At 39.1% G+C, this 19,449-nt stretch carries 18 protein-coding genes; 1 reads left to right on the forward strand and 17 read right to left on the reverse strand.

The window, feature by feature from the left end; translation table 11 throughout:
• From lptE to HIPMA_RS09200, 9 genes are all read right to left on the reverse strand, one after another.
• The gene (gene lptE / locus HIPMA_RS06030) at positions 1–507 is read right to left on the reverse strand and encodes an LPS assembly lipoprotein LptE (RefSeq protein ID WP_013682165.1); all 507 of its coding nucleotides are present in this window, start codon (positions 505–507) and stop codon (positions 1–3) included.
• Positions 507–2,966 carry a leucine--tRNA ligase gene (leuS, locus tag HIPMA_RS06035; protein ID WP_041324013.1) on the reverse strand — a complete coding sequence of 820 codons (2,460 nt, stop codon included), beginning with the start codon at positions 2,964–2,966 and terminating at the stop codon, positions 507–509. Before leuS ends, lptE begins: the two co-directional genes overlap by 1 nt.
• Complete coding sequence (gene ilvD / locus HIPMA_RS06040) at positions 2,967–4,634, reverse strand: dihydroxy-acid dehydratase (RefSeq protein WP_013682167.1); 1,668 nt, start codon at positions 4,632–4,634, stop codon at positions 2,967–2,969.
• Positions 4,635–4,680: 46 nt separating this feature from the next.
• Positions 4,681–5,070: an acyl-CoA thioesterase gene (locus tag HIPMA_RS06045; RefSeq protein ID WP_013682168.1), complete on the reverse strand. Its 390-nt coding sequence runs from the start codon at positions 5,068–5,070 to the stop codon at positions 4,681–4,683.
• Positions 5,063–6,241, reverse strand: a complete 1,179-nt coding sequence (locus HIPMA_RS06050; protein WP_013682169.1) for a phosphoglucose isomerase — start codon at positions 6,239–6,241, stop codon at positions 5,063–5,065. The genes HIPMA_RS06045 and HIPMA_RS06050 overlap by 8 nt, the downstream gene beginning before the upstream one ends.
• Positions 6,242–6,243: 2 nt before the next feature.
• Positions 6,244–7,428: a methyl-accepting chemotaxis protein gene (locus tag HIPMA_RS06055; protein WP_013682170.1), complete on the reverse strand. Its 1,185-nt coding sequence runs from the start codon at positions 7,426–7,428 to the stop codon at positions 6,244–6,246.
• 12 nt (positions 7,429–7,440) lie between these two features.
• Positions 7,441–8,430 (reverse strand): class II fructose-bisphosphate aldolase, encoded by a 990-nt coding sequence (locus HIPMA_RS06060; RefSeq protein WP_013682171.1) that lies wholly within the window; start codon positions 8,428–8,430, stop codon positions 7,441–7,443.
• Positions 8,431–8,501: 71 nt separating this feature from the next.
• A complete protein-coding gene (locus tag HIPMA_RS06065; protein ID WP_013682172.1) occupies positions 8,502–9,461 on the reverse strand; it encodes a radical SAM protein in 960 nt (319 codons plus the stop codon).
• Entirely contained in the window at positions 9,462–10,217 is a 756-nt protein-coding gene (locus tag HIPMA_RS09200) for an eIF2B alpha/beta/delta subunit family protein (protein ID WP_013682173.1), read from the reverse strand.
• 33 nt (positions 10,218–10,250) lie between these two features.
• Between HIPMA_RS09200 and HIPMA_RS06075 the strand changes: the two genes are divergently transcribed.
• Positions 10,251–10,865, forward strand: a complete 615-nt coding sequence (locus HIPMA_RS06075; protein ID WP_013682174.1) for a hypothetical protein — start codon at positions 10,251–10,253, stop codon at positions 10,863–10,865.
• On the opposite strand, the gene HIPMA_RS06080 is transcribed toward HIPMA_RS06075, so the two are convergent.
• Genes HIPMA_RS06080 through carB form a run of 8 tightly spaced genes read right to left on the reverse strand, consistent with a single transcriptional unit; the run spans position 10,859 to position 19,415 of the window.
• Positions 10,859–11,401, reverse strand: coding sequence for a hypothetical protein (locus HIPMA_RS06080; protein WP_013682175.1), 543 nt, complete (start codon positions 11,399–11,401; stop codon positions 10,859–10,861). The two genes, HIPMA_RS06075 and HIPMA_RS06080, sit on opposite strands and share 7 nt — an antisense overlap.
• A gap of 28 nt (positions 11,402–11,429) precedes the next feature.
• Complete coding sequence (locus tag HIPMA_RS06085) at positions 11,430–11,936, reverse strand: rubrerythrin family protein (protein ID WP_013682176.1); 507 nt, start codon at positions 11,934–11,936, stop codon at positions 11,430–11,432.
• A gap of 56 nt (positions 11,937–11,992) precedes the next feature.
• Positions 11,993–13,660, reverse strand: coding sequence for an SPL family radical SAM protein (locus HIPMA_RS06090; protein ID WP_013682177.1), 1,668 nt, complete (start codon positions 13,658–13,660; stop codon positions 11,993–11,995).
• Positions 13,629–14,162 carry an outer-membrane lipoprotein carrier protein LolA gene (locus HIPMA_RS06095; protein WP_013682178.1) on the reverse strand — a complete coding sequence of 178 codons (534 nt, stop codon included), beginning with the start codon at positions 14,160–14,162 and terminating at the stop codon, positions 13,629–13,631. The genes HIPMA_RS06090 and HIPMA_RS06095 overlap by 32 nt, the downstream gene beginning before the upstream one ends.
• Positions 14,110–15,033 (reverse strand): dihydroorotate dehydrogenase, encoded by a 924-nt coding sequence (locus HIPMA_RS06100; RefSeq protein ID WP_013682179.1) that lies wholly within the window; start codon positions 15,031–15,033, stop codon positions 14,110–14,112. The genes HIPMA_RS06095 and HIPMA_RS06100 overlap by 53 nt, the downstream gene beginning before the upstream one ends.
• Positions 15,018–15,749 carry a dihydroorotate dehydrogenase electron transfer subunit gene (locus HIPMA_RS06105; RefSeq protein ID WP_013682180.1) on the reverse strand — a complete coding sequence of 244 codons (732 nt, stop codon included), beginning with the start codon at positions 15,747–15,749 and terminating at the stop codon, positions 15,018–15,020. The genes HIPMA_RS06100 and HIPMA_RS06105 overlap by 16 nt, the downstream gene beginning before the upstream one ends.
• On the reverse strand, positions 15,746–16,216 hold the full coding sequence (gene greA, locus HIPMA_RS06110; protein ID WP_013682181.1) for a transcription elongation factor GreA: 471 nt from the start codon (positions 16,214–16,216) through the stop codon (positions 15,746–15,748). The genes HIPMA_RS06105 and greA overlap by 4 nt, the downstream gene beginning before the upstream one ends.
• Positions 16,209–19,415 carry a carbamoyl-phosphate synthase large subunit gene (gene carB / locus HIPMA_RS06115; protein WP_013682182.1) on the reverse strand — a complete coding sequence of 1,069 codons (3,207 nt, stop codon included), beginning with the start codon at positions 19,413–19,415 and terminating at the stop codon, positions 16,209–16,211. Before carB ends, greA begins: the two co-directional genes overlap by 8 nt.
• Positions 19,416–19,449: the final 34 nt, after the last annotated feature.

A 19,449-nucleotide genomic window follows, 5' to 3' on the forward strand; every position in this document is an offset into this window, starting at 1 on the left:
CTAAAAATCCACAAAAAGCAATTCTTTAATCTTATCAGCCAAATCCTTAAGTACATCCTTTGATATATTGTTTCTAGCCTTTTCTGTAGCATCTACACTACTTTCAGCATTGAAATCCCTATAGCTTTCAACCTCTCTATTCTTAATAAAAGCTTTGCCATCGCTATTTAAGAGATTAACAGATGCAACTATGCTGCATCTATATCTCGAAGCAAGTCCGCTATTGGAGTATGATATAGGCTCCACATCGTATTTAACTATAGAAACCTTAAGCAAACCTTCCGCTTCATCTTTTCTTCCTATAACAGAAACCCTCGAATCCAAATCAAGCGTACTTATTAAATCTCCACGCAAATACACTTGAAGATTGGGTTCATTGGTTCGATTAACAACATCCTCAACATACACCTTCTTTATGTTCCCCACCATAGATGAGTTTTGCCCCACAAAACTATAAGCACATCCATAAACAAAAAGTAAAATAGCAAACAATGCAATCTTTCTCATTATTTCACCACTATATTCAAAAGTTTATCTTTAACAAAGATTTTTTTAATTATTGTTTTGCCATCAATATGCCTTCTTATCTTTTCGCTTTCTTTAGCCTTATTAAATACCTCATCTTCTGCAATACCCCGAGGAAGGCTCAATGTATCCCTAAGTTTACCATTGACCGTTATGGCTATAGTCACAGTATCCTTAACAGTTGCAGATTCATCATATTCAGGCCAGGGCTCAAACGCTATCAATGTTTCATGGCCTGTTAGTTGCCACAACTCCTCTGCGATATGTGGAACTATAGGATTAAGCATAATCAAAAGCACCTCAATAGCTTTAGCAAACAACGCGTTTTCATCCTCTGTTTTTGGCTTGAAATCATACAGGAAATTCACAAACTCCATACTTGCAGCAATAGCAGTGTTGAAATGGTAGTTTTCAAAATCTTGGGTAATTTTCTTTATAGTGGAATGAATCATATAGTTTAACTCTTTTAGCCTATCTGTATTTATATCAATATCTATAACTTTTAAATCCTTGTATTCATAAACAAGACGCCAGACTCTGTTTAAGAACCTGTAAGCACCCTCAACGCCCTCATCCGACCACTCAAGGTCTTTCTCGGGGGGCGCAGCAAACAAGATAAACAGCCTTGCCGTGTCGGCTCCGTATTGGTTTATAATATCGTCAGGGTCAACCACATTACCCTTGGATTTACTCATCTTGGCGCCATCTTTTATAACCATACCCTGGGTTAGAAGCCTCTTGAATGGCTCGGTCGAGTTGGCATAGCCCAAATCCCTTAAAACCTTTGTAAAATACCTTGCATAGAGCAGATGCATAACGGCATGTTCGATTCCACCAACATATTGGTCAACATCCATCCAGTAATCCGCTCTCTGTTTATCAAAAATAGCCTTATCGTATTTAGGCGAGCAATAACGCAAGAAATACCAGGAAGATTCAACAAATGTATCAAATGTATCCGTTTCCCTTTTTGCATCAGCCCCACAAACAGGACATTTGGTATTAACAAACTCATCTACCTTGGCAAGAGGTGAACCACCCTCGCCGGTAATCTCAACATTTTCAGGCAACCTAACCGGAAGATTCTCCTCTTTTTCAGGCACTATGCCGCAGTTTGGACAATAAACAACAGGGATGGGGGCACCCCAATACCTCTGGCGCGAAACATTCCAATCCCTAAGCCTGTATTGATAACCAACCCTGGCTAAACCTTTATCTTCAAGCCATTTTACTATCTCCCATTTGGCTTTTTCGTTATCCATGCCATCAAACTGACCTGAATTTACCAACACACCCACCTCTGTGTATGCCTTATCAAGCTCATCCGGATTATTGGTTAAACCATCAGTGGTTATGACAATCTTCTTTTTAAGACCGTATTTTGTGGCAAACTCAAAATCCCTTTGGTCATGGGCAGGAACGGCCATAACAACGCCAGTTCCGTAATCCATTAATACGAAGTTTGCAGCATAAAGTGGCACTTCCTCACCAGTGGCAGGGTTTATCAGATAAGCCCCGGTAAACACACCCTCTTTTTCTTTAGAGAAATCCCTGTCAACCTTTTTAAACTCTTCAACAAATGCCTCAACAACACTCACTTGTTCATCACTGACCAAATCCATCAGTTTGGGATGATTTGGGGCTATGCTAACAAATGTAACGCCAAAAAGCGTATCCGGCCTTGTTGTAAACACCTCAAGATACTCATCCCTGCCTTTTATCTTAAATTTAACAAAAGCACCCTTGGATTTCCCTATCCAGTTCTTCTGCTGAATCAAAACCTTCTCTGGCCAGCCATCCTTTATAAGCTCCATATCATCAAGCAACTGATCAGCATAATCGGTGATCTTTAAGAACCACTCGTCCATCTCCTTCTGAATAACCTCATCGCCGCATCTCCAGCATTTACCATCCTCAACTTGTTCATTGGCCAGAACAGTTTTGCATGTTGGGCAGTAGTTTACCGTGCTTTTTGCACGATAAACCATACCTTTTTTTAACATCTCTATAAAGATTTTCTGCTCCCATTTGTAGTAGTTTTCATCGCAGGTAATAACAAGCCTATCCCAATCGTATGAAAACCCCAATCTTTTAAGCTCTTTAATCATGTAATCGATGTTGGAGTATGTCCATTTAGCCGGATGAGTTTTATTGTTGATCGCGGCATTCTCGGCAGGCATACCAAATGCGTCAAAGCCCATCGGATGCAAAACATTATAACCTTGCGCAAATTTATACCTGGCTATAGCATCTCCTATGGAGTAGTTCCTCACATGCCCCATATGGATCCTGCCTGAAGGATAGGGAAACATCTCAAGTTGATAGAACTTCGGCTTTTTATCAAAATCTTTAGCCTTAAACGCCCCTTTTTCTTCCCAAATCTTCTGCCATTTTGTCTCTATCTCAGCTGGGTTGTATTTCTTCAACGCCTCAACCTCCATTTAGTATTCTAAAACAGCCCCTTTGCTTGCAGGTCCAACCATCTTTGCATACCTTGCAAGCCAACCCTCCCTGATCTTGGGTGGTTTTGGCTTAAAGTTTTTCTTCCTCTCCTGGATCGTTTTATCATCAACAAGGAGATTCATTTTCTTGTTTTCAACATCAAACTCTATCTTATCGCCCTCTTCAATCAAACCTATCAGACCGCCCCTTGCAGCCTCAGGTGCTATATGGCCCACAGAAAGACCCCTTGTGGCTCCTGAGAACCTTCCATCTGTAATTAGGGCCACATCCTTATCCAGACCCATTCCCGCAATGGCGCTTGTAGGTTGCAACATCTCCTTCATTCCAGGCCCACCAGCAGGACCTTCATACCTGATAACCACAACATCGCCCTTGTTTATCTGTTTTCCAAATATCGCCTTTAGTGCCTCCTCCTCTGAGTCAAACACTCTGGCTCTTCCAACAAACTTATTCATCGATGTATCAACGCCAGACTGCTTCAACACAGCACCATCGGGTGCAAGATTGCCCTTTAAGATTGTAAGGCCTCCCCTTGGGTAATACGGCTTATCCAGTGGCCTTATAACCTCATCCCTGTAAACCCTTGTAGCCTTATAACTTTCATAAATCGTCTTGCCGCTTACCGTTATGCAATCGTGATTCAAAAGTCTCAAAGGCTCAAGCCTATTCAAAAGAGCCATCATACCGCCTGCTTCATCCAGATCCTGCAAATGATAAGGTCCAACAGGAGAAAATGCACACAAATCAGGCACCTTGTCTGTAAATCTATCAAAATCATCCAATGTCAAATTGACCTTTGCCTCCTGCGCTATAGCCAAAAGGTGAAGAACCGTATTTGTTGAGCAACCCATAGCCATATCGGCAATAATGGCGTTGTAAAACGCCTCCTTGGTCATTATATCCCTTGGTTTTATACCCCTGTTTACAAGCTCGACTATCTTCATTCCGGCGATCTTTGCAAGCCTGACGCGAGCCGCCATAGGTGCAGGGATTGTGCCATTTCCAGGTAAAGACAGACCCAAAACCTCACTTATACAGTTTATAGAGTTTGCAGAATACATACCAGAACACGAACCACAGGAAGGGCAGCCTATATCTTCTATTTTCTTTAGCTCCTCTTCTGTTATCTGGCCGCTTAAATACTTACCCACACCCTCAAAAACCTGAGCCAAATCTATATCTGTGCCATTAAACCTGCCTGCAAGCATAGGACCGCCTGAGATCATAATCGTTGGTATATTAACTCTTGCGGCTGCCATCATCATACCGGGGACAATCTTGTCGCAAGCTGGCAGGATAACAAGCCCATCAACAGGGTGTGCATTAACCATTGTCTCTACTGAGTCAGCTATAAGCTCACGAGACGGCAATGAATAATGCATTCCCAAATGCCCCATTGCTATACCATCATCAACACCTATCACATTAAACTCAATCGGTGTGCCTCCAGCCATGTATATTCCATACTTTACAGCCTCAACAAGCTGCTGCATATGCACATGCCCTGGTACTATTGTGTTATATGAATTAGCTATAGCTATTATTGGCCTGTTCAGCTCAATATCGGTATAACCATCGGCTTTAAATAAAGACCTATGCGGCGCCCTCTCAGGCCCCCTCAACATAACATCACTTCTTCTTGCCATCTTAAAGCCCCCCTTAAAATTAGAACAATTATTATTAATTTCTAATCTATGTCAACAGTTTGGATACGCAATCGGGCAGTTTTACTATTCTGCTATTTGTATCAACCGCAACCGATAGTATTTCAGCCTCAGCCCTAAGTTCATCCTTCACCTTTATCTGAAAGTAAAGCTCTATGCTGGCCTTCTTAATCTTTTTAACATCAACAAAAACTAAAGCCTCCTCACCAAGCCTCAAGCTCTTTATATAATTGGCCCTAACCTCTTTCACTATCAGATAGATCCCATCATAGTGCAACCTGAACAGGTTGCAGCCCTTCATCAAAAAAAACTCCTGCTTAGCCCTCTCATAAAGCTTCAAATAATTAGCATAATAAACAACGCCACCGGCATCTGTATCATCATAGTAAATCTTCGTTTTATAAGCCAATTCAGCCATTCTTCAATGCCTCTTTTGTGTATCTTTTGCCCAGCTCGACGCCGGGTTGGTTAAACGGATCAACACCCAAAACCTTTCCTGCCTTGGCCGTGGCTATCATCAAACCCATCAAAAGAGCCCCGAGGCTAAACTCATCATCCTTTGTAAGCTTCAAATGGGCAACATCCGCACCGCTTTCCTTAAGCGCTCTCATCGTTGAATTCTTCTCTATCTCCATTATCTGAGATAAGCTTTTACCTTTCAGATACCCAAAACCGTAATCATCTTTTATCTCAAAATCACACACAGCCGGTGCATCCAAAAACACTATTGCCTTATCCTTAGGACCGTCCTGATACAGTTGCAACTGTGAGTGCTGATCGGTCACACCCAAGGCGTTAATAGGGGTTTGTCCCTTTGAATCCTTACCCAAACTTTCAGCCCACAACTGCCTGAACCAATCGATTATACCGTAAAGATAGTCCTTATAGGCAAACATAACCAATATATTTTTATTATCCTGATATGCACCTATGGCAAAATTAACAAAATCATTGGGGAAATCCCAACCATTTCTGTATGCCCTTACCGCTGTTTTTGCGCCTTCAATAAAGGTATCTATATTAAAACCAAAGAAAGCCAAACCAATAAGTCCAACAGGGCTAAAAACCGAATACCTACCACCGACCTCATCGGGTATAAAGAACAGTTCAATACCCTCCTTCATCCCCAGTTCATACAAAAAACCCTTCTCAGAGGTTGTAAAGGCAATCTGATCAGGTTTCAATCTCTCTTTAAGCACAAAAAATTCAGCAAGTATCTCTATGGTTGAACCGCTCTTTGACACAACATGAAAGAAGGTTTTATCTATATCCAAAGACAAAACCCTCTCTATGCGACACGGGTCAATATTATCAAGGCTTAAAAACCTCTCCATAACACCTTTTTTATCCAAAAAGCGCAAAGAGGCCTCAAGGGGTAAGGCAGACCCTCCTATGCCTATCTGAACAAAGTTCTCATATCTGTCTTTTAGGCTTTTAGAAAACTCCAATATCCTTTCTTTTTGTCCCCTTATGCACAGGCTCCTTATAAAACCGTAATGGGCAAGGTATTTAAGCTTAAAATCATGTTTTTTAGGGTATTCAAAGCTCACTAAACTCTCCATCACTTCAACTTCTTTTACTTTTTTCATTATCACACCATAAAATTATCTATATGTCTTTTTAAAGATAGAACCTCACCCATAAGAACATCCATTCTATCCCTTATGCTCTTTACCAGAACCTTATTTTCCTCTACAACACCCATACCCTCGATGTTTCTTGCGACTATATCCACAACACTAGATAATTCCTCTATACTTTCAAAAAACGACATCAATTCCTCATATACGCTATTCATATCACTATGCAATCCCTTGGTTTTATTTATCAGTGTTTCGCTATCCTTTTTGCTCTGCTCGGTTTTATGGCTTATTTCTATGATATCTGTGTAGAATTTTTCCGACATACTTACAAGCTCATTTATAACACCGTTAATCTTGTTTGTTGAATTGTGTGTATCCTCCGCCAGTTTTCTAACCTCATCGGCAACAACGGCAAAGCCGCGTCCAGCTTCCCCGGCTCTTGCTGCCTCGATTGCGGCATTTAAAGCCAAAAGATTTGTCTGATTAGCTATCTCATCAATAATACCCACTGTCTGGGCTACAATGCCTACGATACCCTTAAGTTGTTCTATGTGCGTCTTCATACCCTCAAATGAAGAGGAAAATTTACTCACTGTATTTAAGTTGTTTTCTATTAAACCAAAGCTTTCATTAAATGCATCATTGGAATTTTCAAGACTCTCCTTAACAAAAGACAATTTTTTCTCTAGCTCCCCGTATAGCTCATTCAGCGATTCAACAGACGATTTAACCTCACCAAGTGACTGCACCGCCTTAGATGAGTTGTTCTCAACCTCTGCTGTGCTATTGTTAACAGAATTAGATAATTCCGAAAGTGAGTTAGCAAGCCCCTTAGTCTTTATTATAACACCACTTAAAGCATCGAGTGCTTTATTGAAGTTTCTTGAGAGTAACCCTATTTCATCTTGGGATTCAAGCAGAGATTCCTCTTGTATCCTCTCCTTTAAATCCCCTTTTTCTATATTCTCAGCAACTGAGGCTATTTGCTTAAGCTGTTTTAAAATTGTAATTTTGGTAATACAAAAACCGCTTAAGCCAACTACAACCCCAGCAACAACACAAGATGCATCAAAAATAAAACCGAAACCGTTTTTAACATTGACAAAAAAAGATGAAAATATAGGGAAAATAACCCCCATAGCTACACCGAAAGCTAACATGGAAACAAATAGAACTCTTGTATAACTCTTCAATTGAAACTCCTTTTAATATACTCTATTTGCACTACCTAAAACTTCCCTGTTCTTTCTCATATACATATTTATCAACTCCTCCCTTGCTGGGCCTAAATACTTTCTTGGATCAAACTCAGCCGGCTGAGTCCACAAGATCTCTCTAACTTTAGCAGTCATTGCAAGTCTGCCATCTGAGTCTATGTTTATCTTACATACCGCACTTTGAGCTGCCTTTCTAAGTTGGTCTTCTGGCACTCCTACGGCTCCACTTAAATCCCCACCGTATTTATTTATCATCTCAACATACTCCTGCAAAACACTTGATGCTCCATGAAGCACTATAGGAAAACCCGGGATCCTCTTCTCTACTTCTTCCAAAATATCAAACCTCAATGGAGGTGGCTGCTCTCCAGGCTTAACTTTAAATTTATAGGCACCATGACTTGTTCCTATGGCAATGGCAAGAGAATCAACACCTGTACTTTTTACAAAATCTTCAACATCATCGGGGTTTGTGTATATACTTTTTTCGGCTTTTACATCCTCTTCAATGCCGGCTAAAACACCTAACTCACCCTCAACGCTAACATCGTATTTATGGGCATACTCAACAACCTTAGCCGTAATTTCAACATTCTCCTCATAAGGCAAGTGGCTTCCATCGATCATAACAGAAGAAAAACCCGTTTCTATGCAACTTTTACATAACTCAAAACTATCGCCGTGGTCGAGATGTAAGGCTATCGGGATCTCCTTCAGGCCGCTTTCGCTTGCTATCTCTTTCATAAGCTCAACAGCGCCCTGTGCCATCCATCTTAGAAGCGTTTGATTAGCATATTTCCTTGCACCCTTTGAAACCTGCAAAATTACAGGGGATTGGGTTAGAGTGCATGCAGTAATTATGGCCTGCAGCTGCTCCATATTGTTAAAATTATATGCAGGTATAGCATAACCCTTCTCCATAGCATCTTTAAACATTTCTTTAGTATTTACAAAACCCAATTCCTTGTAGCTAACCATTACAACCCTCCTTTTTGGCTTTAATTGTTAACTAAGTTATAATTAAAAACCGCCTATTATTCAATAAAAATCTAATCCTCAAGGCCAATGCCGGCTATTCTTGCCATGCTTCCCGTTATAAAATCTTTACCACCGTAGCTATACTCAAATGCCTTACCCTCTTTCGAAAATCTATCCAATATATTTTCCAATTCCTTCTTGTCTATTTTGAATATCTTCATAAGCTCAACCCTGGAGCATGGACGTATGTTTATAAGTTTTAGAATAGCCCTCTCTTTATCCTCTTCAAACTCTTCATTCTCCTTATCAAAACCACCTATAATTTCTATTTCTGCATTTAACTTAGACCTCATATTATCGGCTATTAAATTAAGTTTTTCAAAACTCAACTTTTCGGCCCAGGGCAATGTCGGAGGCCTATCAACCGTTCCCAGTTGAATTTTATCTGGGTTTATCAATTTTATGGCATCAATCAAGGCTTTTACATTTCTCTTACTATCATTCACACCTTCAACAAATAGTATTTCAAGCCACATCTGACCAGAGAATGAGTGATTAAAATCCGCTATGCCATGAATTATCTTGGTCAAGCTCAAGGAAGGGTGCGGCCTATTTATCTTTTTAAAACTATCCTCATCGGCAGCATCTAAACTTGGAATAACTATATCAGCTCTAAGAAGATCTCTTTTTACATCCTCCCTCCACAAAAGGCTTCCGTTTGTAAGAACAGCTGTTCTATAGCCAAAACCCTTAACAAAATCTATTAGTCTTCCTATATCCTTATTCAAGGTGGGCTCACCACTTCCGGAAAATGTAACAAAATCTATTTTTCCAAGCTTTCCAATATTATCCTTAAACTCCTTCTCAATCAGCTCCACTTCAAAGAAGCTTTTTCTTTCAATAGACAGATCGGTAGTTTTACCCACCTCACAGTATATACATCTGTAACTACACACCTTAAACGGTATGATATTTATGCCCAAACTCAGACCCAATCGCCTTGATGGAACAGGCCCAAACAAAAAATCCATCTATAGCCCTCCTGAAAACACCTTATTTACAAATTCCATTGGAATAAGCTCAAAATAAACATTTATCACATTTACGTTCAAATTAGTTATCTCCCTATTTGGCATTCCAACTATTCTATACTGGTCTTTTAGTTTATCGTTTAACCTTTTAAACCTATTAGCAATAACATAGAACGGTTTATTAAATTCTTTAGCAAGCAAAGCCAAATATAAACTACCAATTTTATTCACTACAGCTTTATCAAAAACTGCATCGGCACCTATTAAAAAAGCATCAATATTTTTGACAATCAAGCCGTATGCACTATCCTCAAATAAAAACACATCCATTCCAAGCTCTGAAAGCTCTTTAGCAAGTTTCTCACCCTCTCTTGCTGGATGAGATACAGAAAGATAGACCCTACTTGGCTGAATGAGCTTCAGACTTTCCAAGACGCTTGAAGAATAAGATATGGTGGCTATATTTCTTATACCCTTTAGGCTATTGCATGCCTCATTTACTGCTTGAGATTCTGATAGAGCAAGCTCATCCCTAATTTTTGTGATTTCACTGCATCCTTTTGCAACTAAAACCCTATTACCTACACTTAAAACCACTGACATAGATGGCTGATTATTCATAATGTTTTCTACAAATGGTTTAAAATCAACTTTTCCGCATAGATTTATAACACAATCCAGCATTTTAAACGCTATAGAGAGAGAAGATGAAACCCTATCAAAAGCAAGAGACTTTAAAAGCTTAACACATTCCATACAGCTATTTTAACCTTTGACTTTCAAAAAGCAATGGCTAATATAGATTACATGATTGAGATTTGCCTAAAAGAAACCTTAAGTAAAGACGTCTGCCCTATTTGTTATTGCATTAAAACTGAATTCAAACAATACCTCAGGTGGTTTAAAGTTGAAGGATATAAAGAACCATCTACACTCAAAACCATTCAAAAAGAGGGTTTTATCTGCCAAAAGCACAAAGAAGAGTTAACTGACTTAGGAGAAAAATTAAATAATACATTTGAGTTTCTACTCTATTGGGATGTAAAACTTCTATCAAAAAACATAAAAACATTAAAAAAACAAGCAAAAAATTTAAGCTGTAAGTTCTGTGAAGAAGAGAAACGCATAGAAATAATTGGTGTAATTGAATTTGCAAAGCTAATCCAGAATGAGAAAAATCTAAAGATATACCTAGATTCCGATGCTTTAATCTGCAAAAAACACCTTATCTTGAGTCTAGAAAAGATAAAAAGCGGCCGCATAGCAACCGCTTTAGTAGATAAAAGCTTAAAAAGACTTAAGGAGTTGCTTGTCGACTTTGATGACTATTTTTCATCCCTAGACCACACCTCAGACAAAAAACACAAACAGGATACTTTCACAAAAGCCATTAAGTTTTACTGAAACAAATCGACAAGCGATTTCAAATCAAAATTCTCAATGAAATCAATAGCCTTTTTGTAGCTCATGTTTTCAAAATTCACCGCAAAGATAGCAGAAACAGGGTGATTTTTTATATCATCGGTAAGAGGTATTACTATGCTGCCTCTTTTTTCTTTTTTCTCATAATTTATACCACACCTATATCCGTTGATAGATGTTATCTTAACATAATTATTGTCATCATCAACTTCCATATTGCTGGCGAACGGAGCCCACGATGATTTAGCCATAATACCATTTAAAACTATTACAGATATAGTCTCATCACCCTGTCTGTATTCCCTCTCTGCCTTCACTAGATTGCCTATAGGTGTTCCTACAGCTTTCATTTTGTCACACTCACCGGCACTGTAACCATCTACGTCCACTAAAAACTCACAGAGTTTTGCAGGTTCAGGTACATTTCCTTTAACCTGAGGATTTTCAGCAAAGCCTTTTAGAGTAAGTAAAAGCAACACAAAAAAACTACTCAATGCAAATCCAAATATTCTCCCCATAACCTCACTCCCCTATAAATTCAAACAATCAAAATTCAACAAATTTATCTGCCGGCACGCCACAAACAGGGCATTTATCAAAATCTAAATCCCCAATAGCCGTATATCCACACACGGGACACACATAAACCTTATCCACCTCTTTGTCTTTGTTGTCCTCAACATCCTTTAATGCGTCATTATACATCTGCTCATGAACCTTCTCAGCCTCCAAGGCGTAGTGTATATATCTTTCTGCTAACTTCTCCTCCTGCAGTTTGGCTATTGCATCATAGGCTGGATACATCTCATTTATCTCAAAATGTTCACCTCCAGCAGCCTCTTTTAGATTTTCTTGCGTTGTACCTATTAAACCCAGGGCTTTTGCGTGGTTTGTTGCATGCACCTGCTCAGCATAAGCAATCGCCTTAAACAGCTTTGCAATACCTGGATAACCCTCTTTTTCTGCAACTTCACTGAATGCGAGGTATTTCATGTGAGCCATAGATTCTCCAGCAAAAGCATCAAGCAAAGATTTCCTTGTCATCTCCTTCATTTTTACACCTCCGAATTATTTACATTGATAAATTTTATATTAATATTTACTATAGGTCAATACTCCATGTTCACATAAAAGTTTTTCAGGCGAGATTCAAAAAAACTAAGCGCCTTCTTCCTAAGCTTGTATGGATAACGATACATACTATTTTCATACACAAGGCCTCTTAAGATCGATGGAGACTTTTTAAGCATTGTTTTGTAATCGTTTTTATCAAAACGCAAAAACCCAATCTCAACGGAGTGAAGGTTTCTTAAGCCATCAATAAAATCAAACAGACCTTCGTAAGCCTCAAGATGCTCAACAATTACAGGATCAATCCTAATGCCCACTAAAAATCCAACATCATCCAACCTTTTTATAGCCTCAAGCCTCAAGCTTAGTTTCGGTGTAAAGGCCTCATAGGTTTTACAAACATCATTAGGTGAAACAGAAAAGGCAAAAACAACATTACCCGAGGGTTTTAAACTCAAAAACGGCTTTATATAGCTTGATTTTGTTCTAATCTCCAAAAAAACTCTATCTTCTAAGGATGAAAAAAACTCAACCAATTTAACATAAAAATCGCTAAACACACTTAAAGCCACAGGATCAGAAAAACTGCCAGCATAAAAATACAACGGCCTTTTTTTGTCCTTCTTGAGCGTTTCTGCAATCGAGCTAAAGTAATCCTGATAATTCAAAAACACAACAGGATTGAAGCTTTTAAAATACCCCTTCAAAAAACAGTATGAGCAGTCATAGATACAGTTGTAAGAACCCAATAAAGAATAACCATAACCCCCATCCGGCGTATAATTATCCGGTGTTTTTCTTAAAAACTCCCCTTTTTTGTTTGCAAATATCACAGCGGCTCTATCTTTTAGGTTGTGAAAATACGGCACATAATCGTCAATATACACAAGTCTCTTTGAATTTAAGTCTATTTTTATCCTTGAGGTATCCACGCCTTTTTCAATAAAAACGGTTTTTGTTGACATCGGTTCTGTCTTTTTGTTGGCGTTGTTTATTATTATCTTTTTATAAAGCATCTGCCGTCTGCTGAAGCTTAGATGTTTTGCCTCAATAAGCCTCTTTATCCCATCTAAAATCTTAATATTAAAAAATCCCGTATATCTAAAAGCCTCAGAAAAAATAGGATCCTTCTCTACTTGAGCAAGTTCAAAAATTAAAGCCTTTAGTTTTTCAACATCATACTTAAAACCATCAAGCCTTAACCTCTCTATATCTGCCTTGCTATTCCTATCGCTTATAACCTTCAATATCAGACCGAACGATTTAGAAACAGACAAAGCCTTTGCAAAAAAATAAGCTTCCCTATCTATGCAATCGCCAAAAAGACTCAAATACCCGTTATCAAAATTAAACCCATCAAGCAGCGTAATGCCCGAAATAGTTTTAAAGTTATAAACTTTTGTTAACTCAACCGGATTAAATAAAGGCTTTGCTTTATTATCGAACAACTTTACCCGCTCAAGAAAAACAAACTCACCAGGTTTAACATTACAAATCCCACCTGCAAACCCAAACAGCAAAGCTATACTAACATCATACCTTTCCAAAAGTTGAGAAACCTTAAAGCCTAACGATAAACCACCTCTGCCGTGGTTAACAAAAACAACTATATTATCGTATCGGTATAACTCACCCTCTTTTTTGAAAGGCAAAGAGTCAAGGAAGGGTTTTATTTCATTTAGGTGCTCTGCAACTATTAGAAGCATTGAAGGTGTAAATAGTTTTGTTTGCGTATATATCGCTTATCTGCAGCTCTTTTACGGTATCGTTGTCAAGCTTAACAGAAACACAGTCTATGCTGCTTTGGTATTTGGGAAACAATCTATAGGTGTTGTTGTCAACATCTTTGATCTTAAACAGCTCATCCAAATCCTTCTTTCCCACAAACATCAAAAACAGCACCTTATCAAAACCTGTGAGTTTGTAAACCTGGGTTTCATTGTCTTTATAATCTACGGCTTTGAAATCATCTATAACTAATTTCTCGTTTTTGTAGCTAAATATCAACTTTTTATTTGCCACGATTTTCAAGGTGCCACTTTTTTCTATGGTTTGACCACTCATACCATTTATGGATTTTTGACTAAAACACAGATGGATACTTTTATGTTTATATACATCAAATATCTGCTTTAAACCATCGGCAAAACAAATACTACTCAGAATGGGCAACACCAATAAGACTGCTAACGCTCTCAATACCTTCATTAGCCAAAAACTCCTCTATTCCCTTTATAATATCAACCGTTATTGAAGGGTCTATAAAATTTGCAGTTCCAACCTGAATTAGTGAGGCTCCCGCCATAATATATTGCAGCGCAACATCGGCATTGTATATGCCACCCACACCAACTATAGGAATTTTTATTTTTTTGTATGTTTCATAGACCATCCTGACACCAACCGGATATATTGCAGGACCGCTCAAACCGCCTGTCTTATTTGCCAATACCGGTTTTTTGGTTTTTGTATCTATAACCATACCCGTTATAGTATTTATCAAGCTCACAGCATCAGCACCCCCTGACTGTGCTGCCTGAGCAATAAATGCTATATCCTCAACATTGGGTGTTAACTTAACTATCACTGGTTTTTTTGTAACCTTTTTTATAGAGCTTGTAAGCACAAAAACCATATCCGGGTCCTTACCAAACAGAGCACCCCCTGCTGAAACATTTGGACAGGATACATTGACCTCTATAGCACTAACAAGCTTTTCTTTGTCAAGCTTTTCTGCAATTTCTACAAATTCTGCAACCTCTGTTCCATATATGTTTGCTATTATATGGGTGTTCAAGTCTGCCATCTTTGGGAGTTTTTCCTCTATAAACCTATCCACACCAATATTCTGCAACCCTATCGCATTGAGCATACCACAAGGTGTTTCAACAATTCTCGGGGGTTTGTTGCCTAATTTTTCAGCCACACTCAAACCTTTTACAACAAACCCACCAAGCCTGTTTAAATCCAAAAACCTCTCATATTCAAGCCCATATCCGAATGTTCCAGATGCTGTCAAGACGGGGTTTTTAAATATCAAATTGCCCAATTTAACCGCTAAGTTCACAGAGCTTGCCATTGTATCTCCTCAAAATCAAAAACAGGTCCGTCAACACAAACCTTTTTGTATCTATTATCGGATGTTTGAACAACGCAACCCAAACACACACCTATGCCACAGGCCATCCTCGATTCAAGCGAAACCTGCATAGGTGAGTTCTTCTCAAAACACAAGAACGCCAATCTCTTCAACATCAATGTCGGACCGCAGGCATAGACAAGTGTATTCTCATCAAGCATGTCCTCAACCATCTCAACGATATTACCCTTAAAACCAAAGCTGCCATCCATCGTCGCTATATTTCCATCTTTTGTGAATATCTCATCAGCGTTATTGAAGCCAAAATAGGCATCGCAGCTTATTTTGTATGTTTCCTCTATGGTCTTTTTCAGATACAGAAGTGGGGCAACACCGATACCTCCCCCAACAAGCAAAAGCCTCTTTGTCGAGTTTATACTAAATCCTTTACCCAAAGGCCCCAAAACATCGACAAATTCACCAGCTTTTTTTGTTGTTAAGATCCTTGTACCTTCGCCTACAACCCTATAGATAAACTCAAGATGCTCACCAAAATCTGCCACGCTAAACGGCCTTCTTAAAAGCGGAAAAGGGTAAGTGTTGATCTTAACCATAAAAAACTGGCCAGGTTCAACATCGAACAGGGCTGGATTTTCCAATTTCAGGGAATAGGTATTCTTTGCAACCTCTATATTTTCAATTATTTTCAGTCTCACTTTATTTCCTCTATTTCAAATCTTCTAACCCCAGCAGGCACCTTAACTTCAACCTCATCCCCTTCTTGCTTGCCCAAAAGCGACCTGGCTATAGGGCTGTTTATTGAGATCTTACCGTTTTCCGGATCCGATTCATCCTCACCTACTATCATATATTCAATCTCTTCTTCTTTTTCTATATCATAAAGTATAACCTTACAACCAAAATTAACCCTATCTTTGGGAACCGTTTCAGGATCAACAACCTGAGCATTGTTTATCTTCTTTGAAAGCTCTGAAATCCTATTCTCTATTAAGGCATGTTTTTCTTTTGCAGCATGGTACTCTGCATTTTCACTCAAATCACCCTTAGCTCTTGCCTCTTCTATCTCCTTTATAATCGCAGGCCTTTGGTTTTTCTGCAAATCCTCCATCTCCTCAAGCAACTTCCTATAACCCTCAGGTGTAATAAGCATCTTCTCAGCCATCTATCTCACCCCTTTTGTAATAATCCTGAATCGGCACAACATCAAGTTTTTTACCTTTAGCTATAGCCTCAATTGCTCTAACCGCTGCAATAGCGCCAGATATAGTTGTGCAGTACGGTATATTCATCATCAAAGCGGTTCTCCTGATATAAAATGAATCGGTTCTTGAGCGCTTACCAGATGGTGTATTTATCAAAAAGTGTATGTTGTTATTTTTCATCTTATCAAGCACATTAGGCCTACCCTCGCTGAGCTTCTTTACATACTTTACATTTATGCCCTCTTTTTTCAGATATTCATAAGTCCCCTTTGTACAAAATACATCAAATCCAAGCTCAAGCAACTTAGAAGCTATAATAACCCCCTGCGGCTTGTCTCTATCAGATAGAGACATGAATACATTGCCACTTTGGGGTAATCTCATACCACTGGCCAAAAGCGCCTTATAGTAGGCAATGGGAAACTCATCGGCTATACCCATAACCTCGCCTGTTGAGCGCATCTCTGGTCCAAGTGTAATATCGACATTGGGGAACTTAACGAACGGGAAAACCGACTCCTTTACAGCATAATATTTGGGTTCAACCTCTTTTAGACCCAACTCCTTTATTTTTTTACCCATTATAAGCTGGGTTGCAATCTTAGCCCAGTGAACGCCTGTTGCTTTGCTAACAAACGGAACCGTCCTTGATGCTCTTGGGTTAACCTCAAGAATGTAAATTCTGTCATTTTTTACGGCAAATTGAATATTTATGAGTCCTTTAACGTTTAGTTCTTTAGCTAAAAGTCTGGTTTGTCTCTTTATTTCACTTACTATTTCCTTTTTTAATGTTCTTGGCGGGATAGAGCAGGCAGAATCACCTGAATGTACACCGGCGGCCTCTATATGCTCCATGACGGCAGCCACAACCGTATCCTCACCATCACTTACAGCATCTACATCCACTTCAATTGCATCCTCTAAAAATTTATCAACAAGCAGTGGCCGCTCGCCGGTTACCTGTACAGCCTCATCTACATATTGTCTCAACTGTTCCTCATTAAATATTATCATCATGGCTCTGCCACCAAGTACATATGATGGCCTGACAAGCACAGGATAACCCACCCTTGTAGCAACCTCTATAGCCTCTTCTTTAGAATGCGCAATGCCACTTTCGGGCTGTAGAAGGTCAAGTTTTTTTATAAGTTCTCTAAAAAGTTCCCTGTCTTCTGCTATATCAATACTCTTTGGGTCTGTTCCTAATATCTTAACACCAGCGTTCTTAAGCGGAAGCGAAAGTTTTAGGGGCGTTTGACCTCCAAATTGAACTATCACACCTTCTGGTTTTTCGTTCTCTATTATATTCATAACATCCTCAAAGACCAGCGGCTCAAAGTACAACCTATCTGAAATATCATAATCTGTTGATACAGTCTCAGGGTTGCAGTTTACCATTATTGATTCATAACCTTCATTTCTCAGCTCTAATGAGCCATGAACGCATGTATAATCAAATTCAATGCCTTGACCAATTCTATTAGGCCCACTGCCCAGTATTACAACCTTCTTGTTGTTTGAAGGTAAAGACTCGTTTTCATCCTCATAAGTTGAGTAAAAATACGGTGTATAAGCTTCAAATTCAGCAGAACATGTATCGACCATCTTATAGACATTTACACAGTTATTTTTCTGCCTCAACTGTCTAATATCAGCTTCACTTTTCCCCGTTAATTTCGCAAGATACGAATCTGAAAAACCATACTGCTTAAAACGTTTTATGTTTTTCTCTAAAAGATCGGGATTTTTACTTAATTCTTCTTCCTTTTCCACCATCTGTTTTATGTTGTGCAAGAACCATCTATCTATATATGTGAGCTCGTATAGATATTCTATATCATATCCCCTTCTAAACGCTTCGGCTACATACAGAAATCGCTTAGAGTTTGGGTGAATTAATTTCTGTTTTAGCTCATCATCGCTACAGTTTAACTTTACAAATCCATCCCAATTATACTCAAGTGAACGGATAGCTTTTTGGAATGCCTCTTTAAAAGTCCTACCTATAGCCATAACCTCGCCAACGCTTTTCATCTGCGTGCCTAGCTCATCAGGAGTATTAAACTTTTCGAATGTAAATCTAGGAATTTTAACAACAACATAGTCCAGAACCGGCTCAAAACTTGCCGGCGTTTTCTTCGTTATGTCGTTTGGAATTTCATCAAGTGTATAACCCACACTTAAAAGGGCTGCAAATTTGGCTATAGGAAAGCCCGTTGCCTTACTTGCGAGTGCAGAGGATCTGGATACCCTGGGATTCATTTCAATAACAACAAACTCACCATTCTCGGGATTGACGGCAAACTGGATATTTGAGCCACCTGTTTCAACACCAACTTTCCTAATTATATCAATAGCAGCATCCCTTAGGATTTGATACTCCTTATCGGTCAACGTCTGAGCTGGAGCTATAGTTATTGAATCACCTGTGTGTATTCCCATAGGGTCAAAATTCTCTATAGAACAAATAATAAACACATTATCCTTTTTATCGCGCATAACCTCAAGCTCAAACTCTTTCCATCCCAAAACAGACTGCTCTATTAACACCTCATTAACAGGACTCTGCTCTAATCCCCACTTAACAACCTCTTCAAACTCTTCCTTATTATAAGCAACACCTGCGCCAGTTCCACCAAGTGTAAACGAAGGTCTTATAATAACAGGGAAATGAATTGCATTTACTATCTCCCATGCCTCGCTCAAACTATGAGCAACACCGGATGCTGGAACCTTTAATCCTATCTCATTCATTGCCTGTTTAAAAAGTTCCCTGTCCTCTGCCCTCTCTATAGTCTGGGCATTTGCACCAATCAGTTCAACTCCATACCTATCCAAAACCCCAGCCTTATGCAGATCCATAGCAGCATTGAGTGCTGTCTGGCCGCCAAGGGTTGGCAGTAGGGCATCGGGTCTTTCTTTAGCTATAATCTTTTCTAAAAATTCAACGGTTATAGGTTCTATATAAGTTTTATCAGCTAACATAGGGTCGGTCATTATAGTGGCCGGGTTTGAATTGACAAGAACTATCTCGTATCCTTCATTTTTCAAAGCCTTACAAGCCTGGGTGCCGGAATAATCAAACTCACAAGCCTGACCAATTACGATAGGCCCTGAGCCTATTATCATAATTTTCTTTAAGTCTGTTCTTTTTGGCATACACAATACCCCTTCCCACAAAAATCCCTTTATT

This window comes from Hippea maritima DSM 10411 (assembly GCF_000194135.1).
In the GTDB taxonomy this organism is placed as follows: Bacteria; Campylobacterota_A; Desulfurellia; order Desulfurellales; family Hippeaceae; genus Hippea; species Hippea maritima.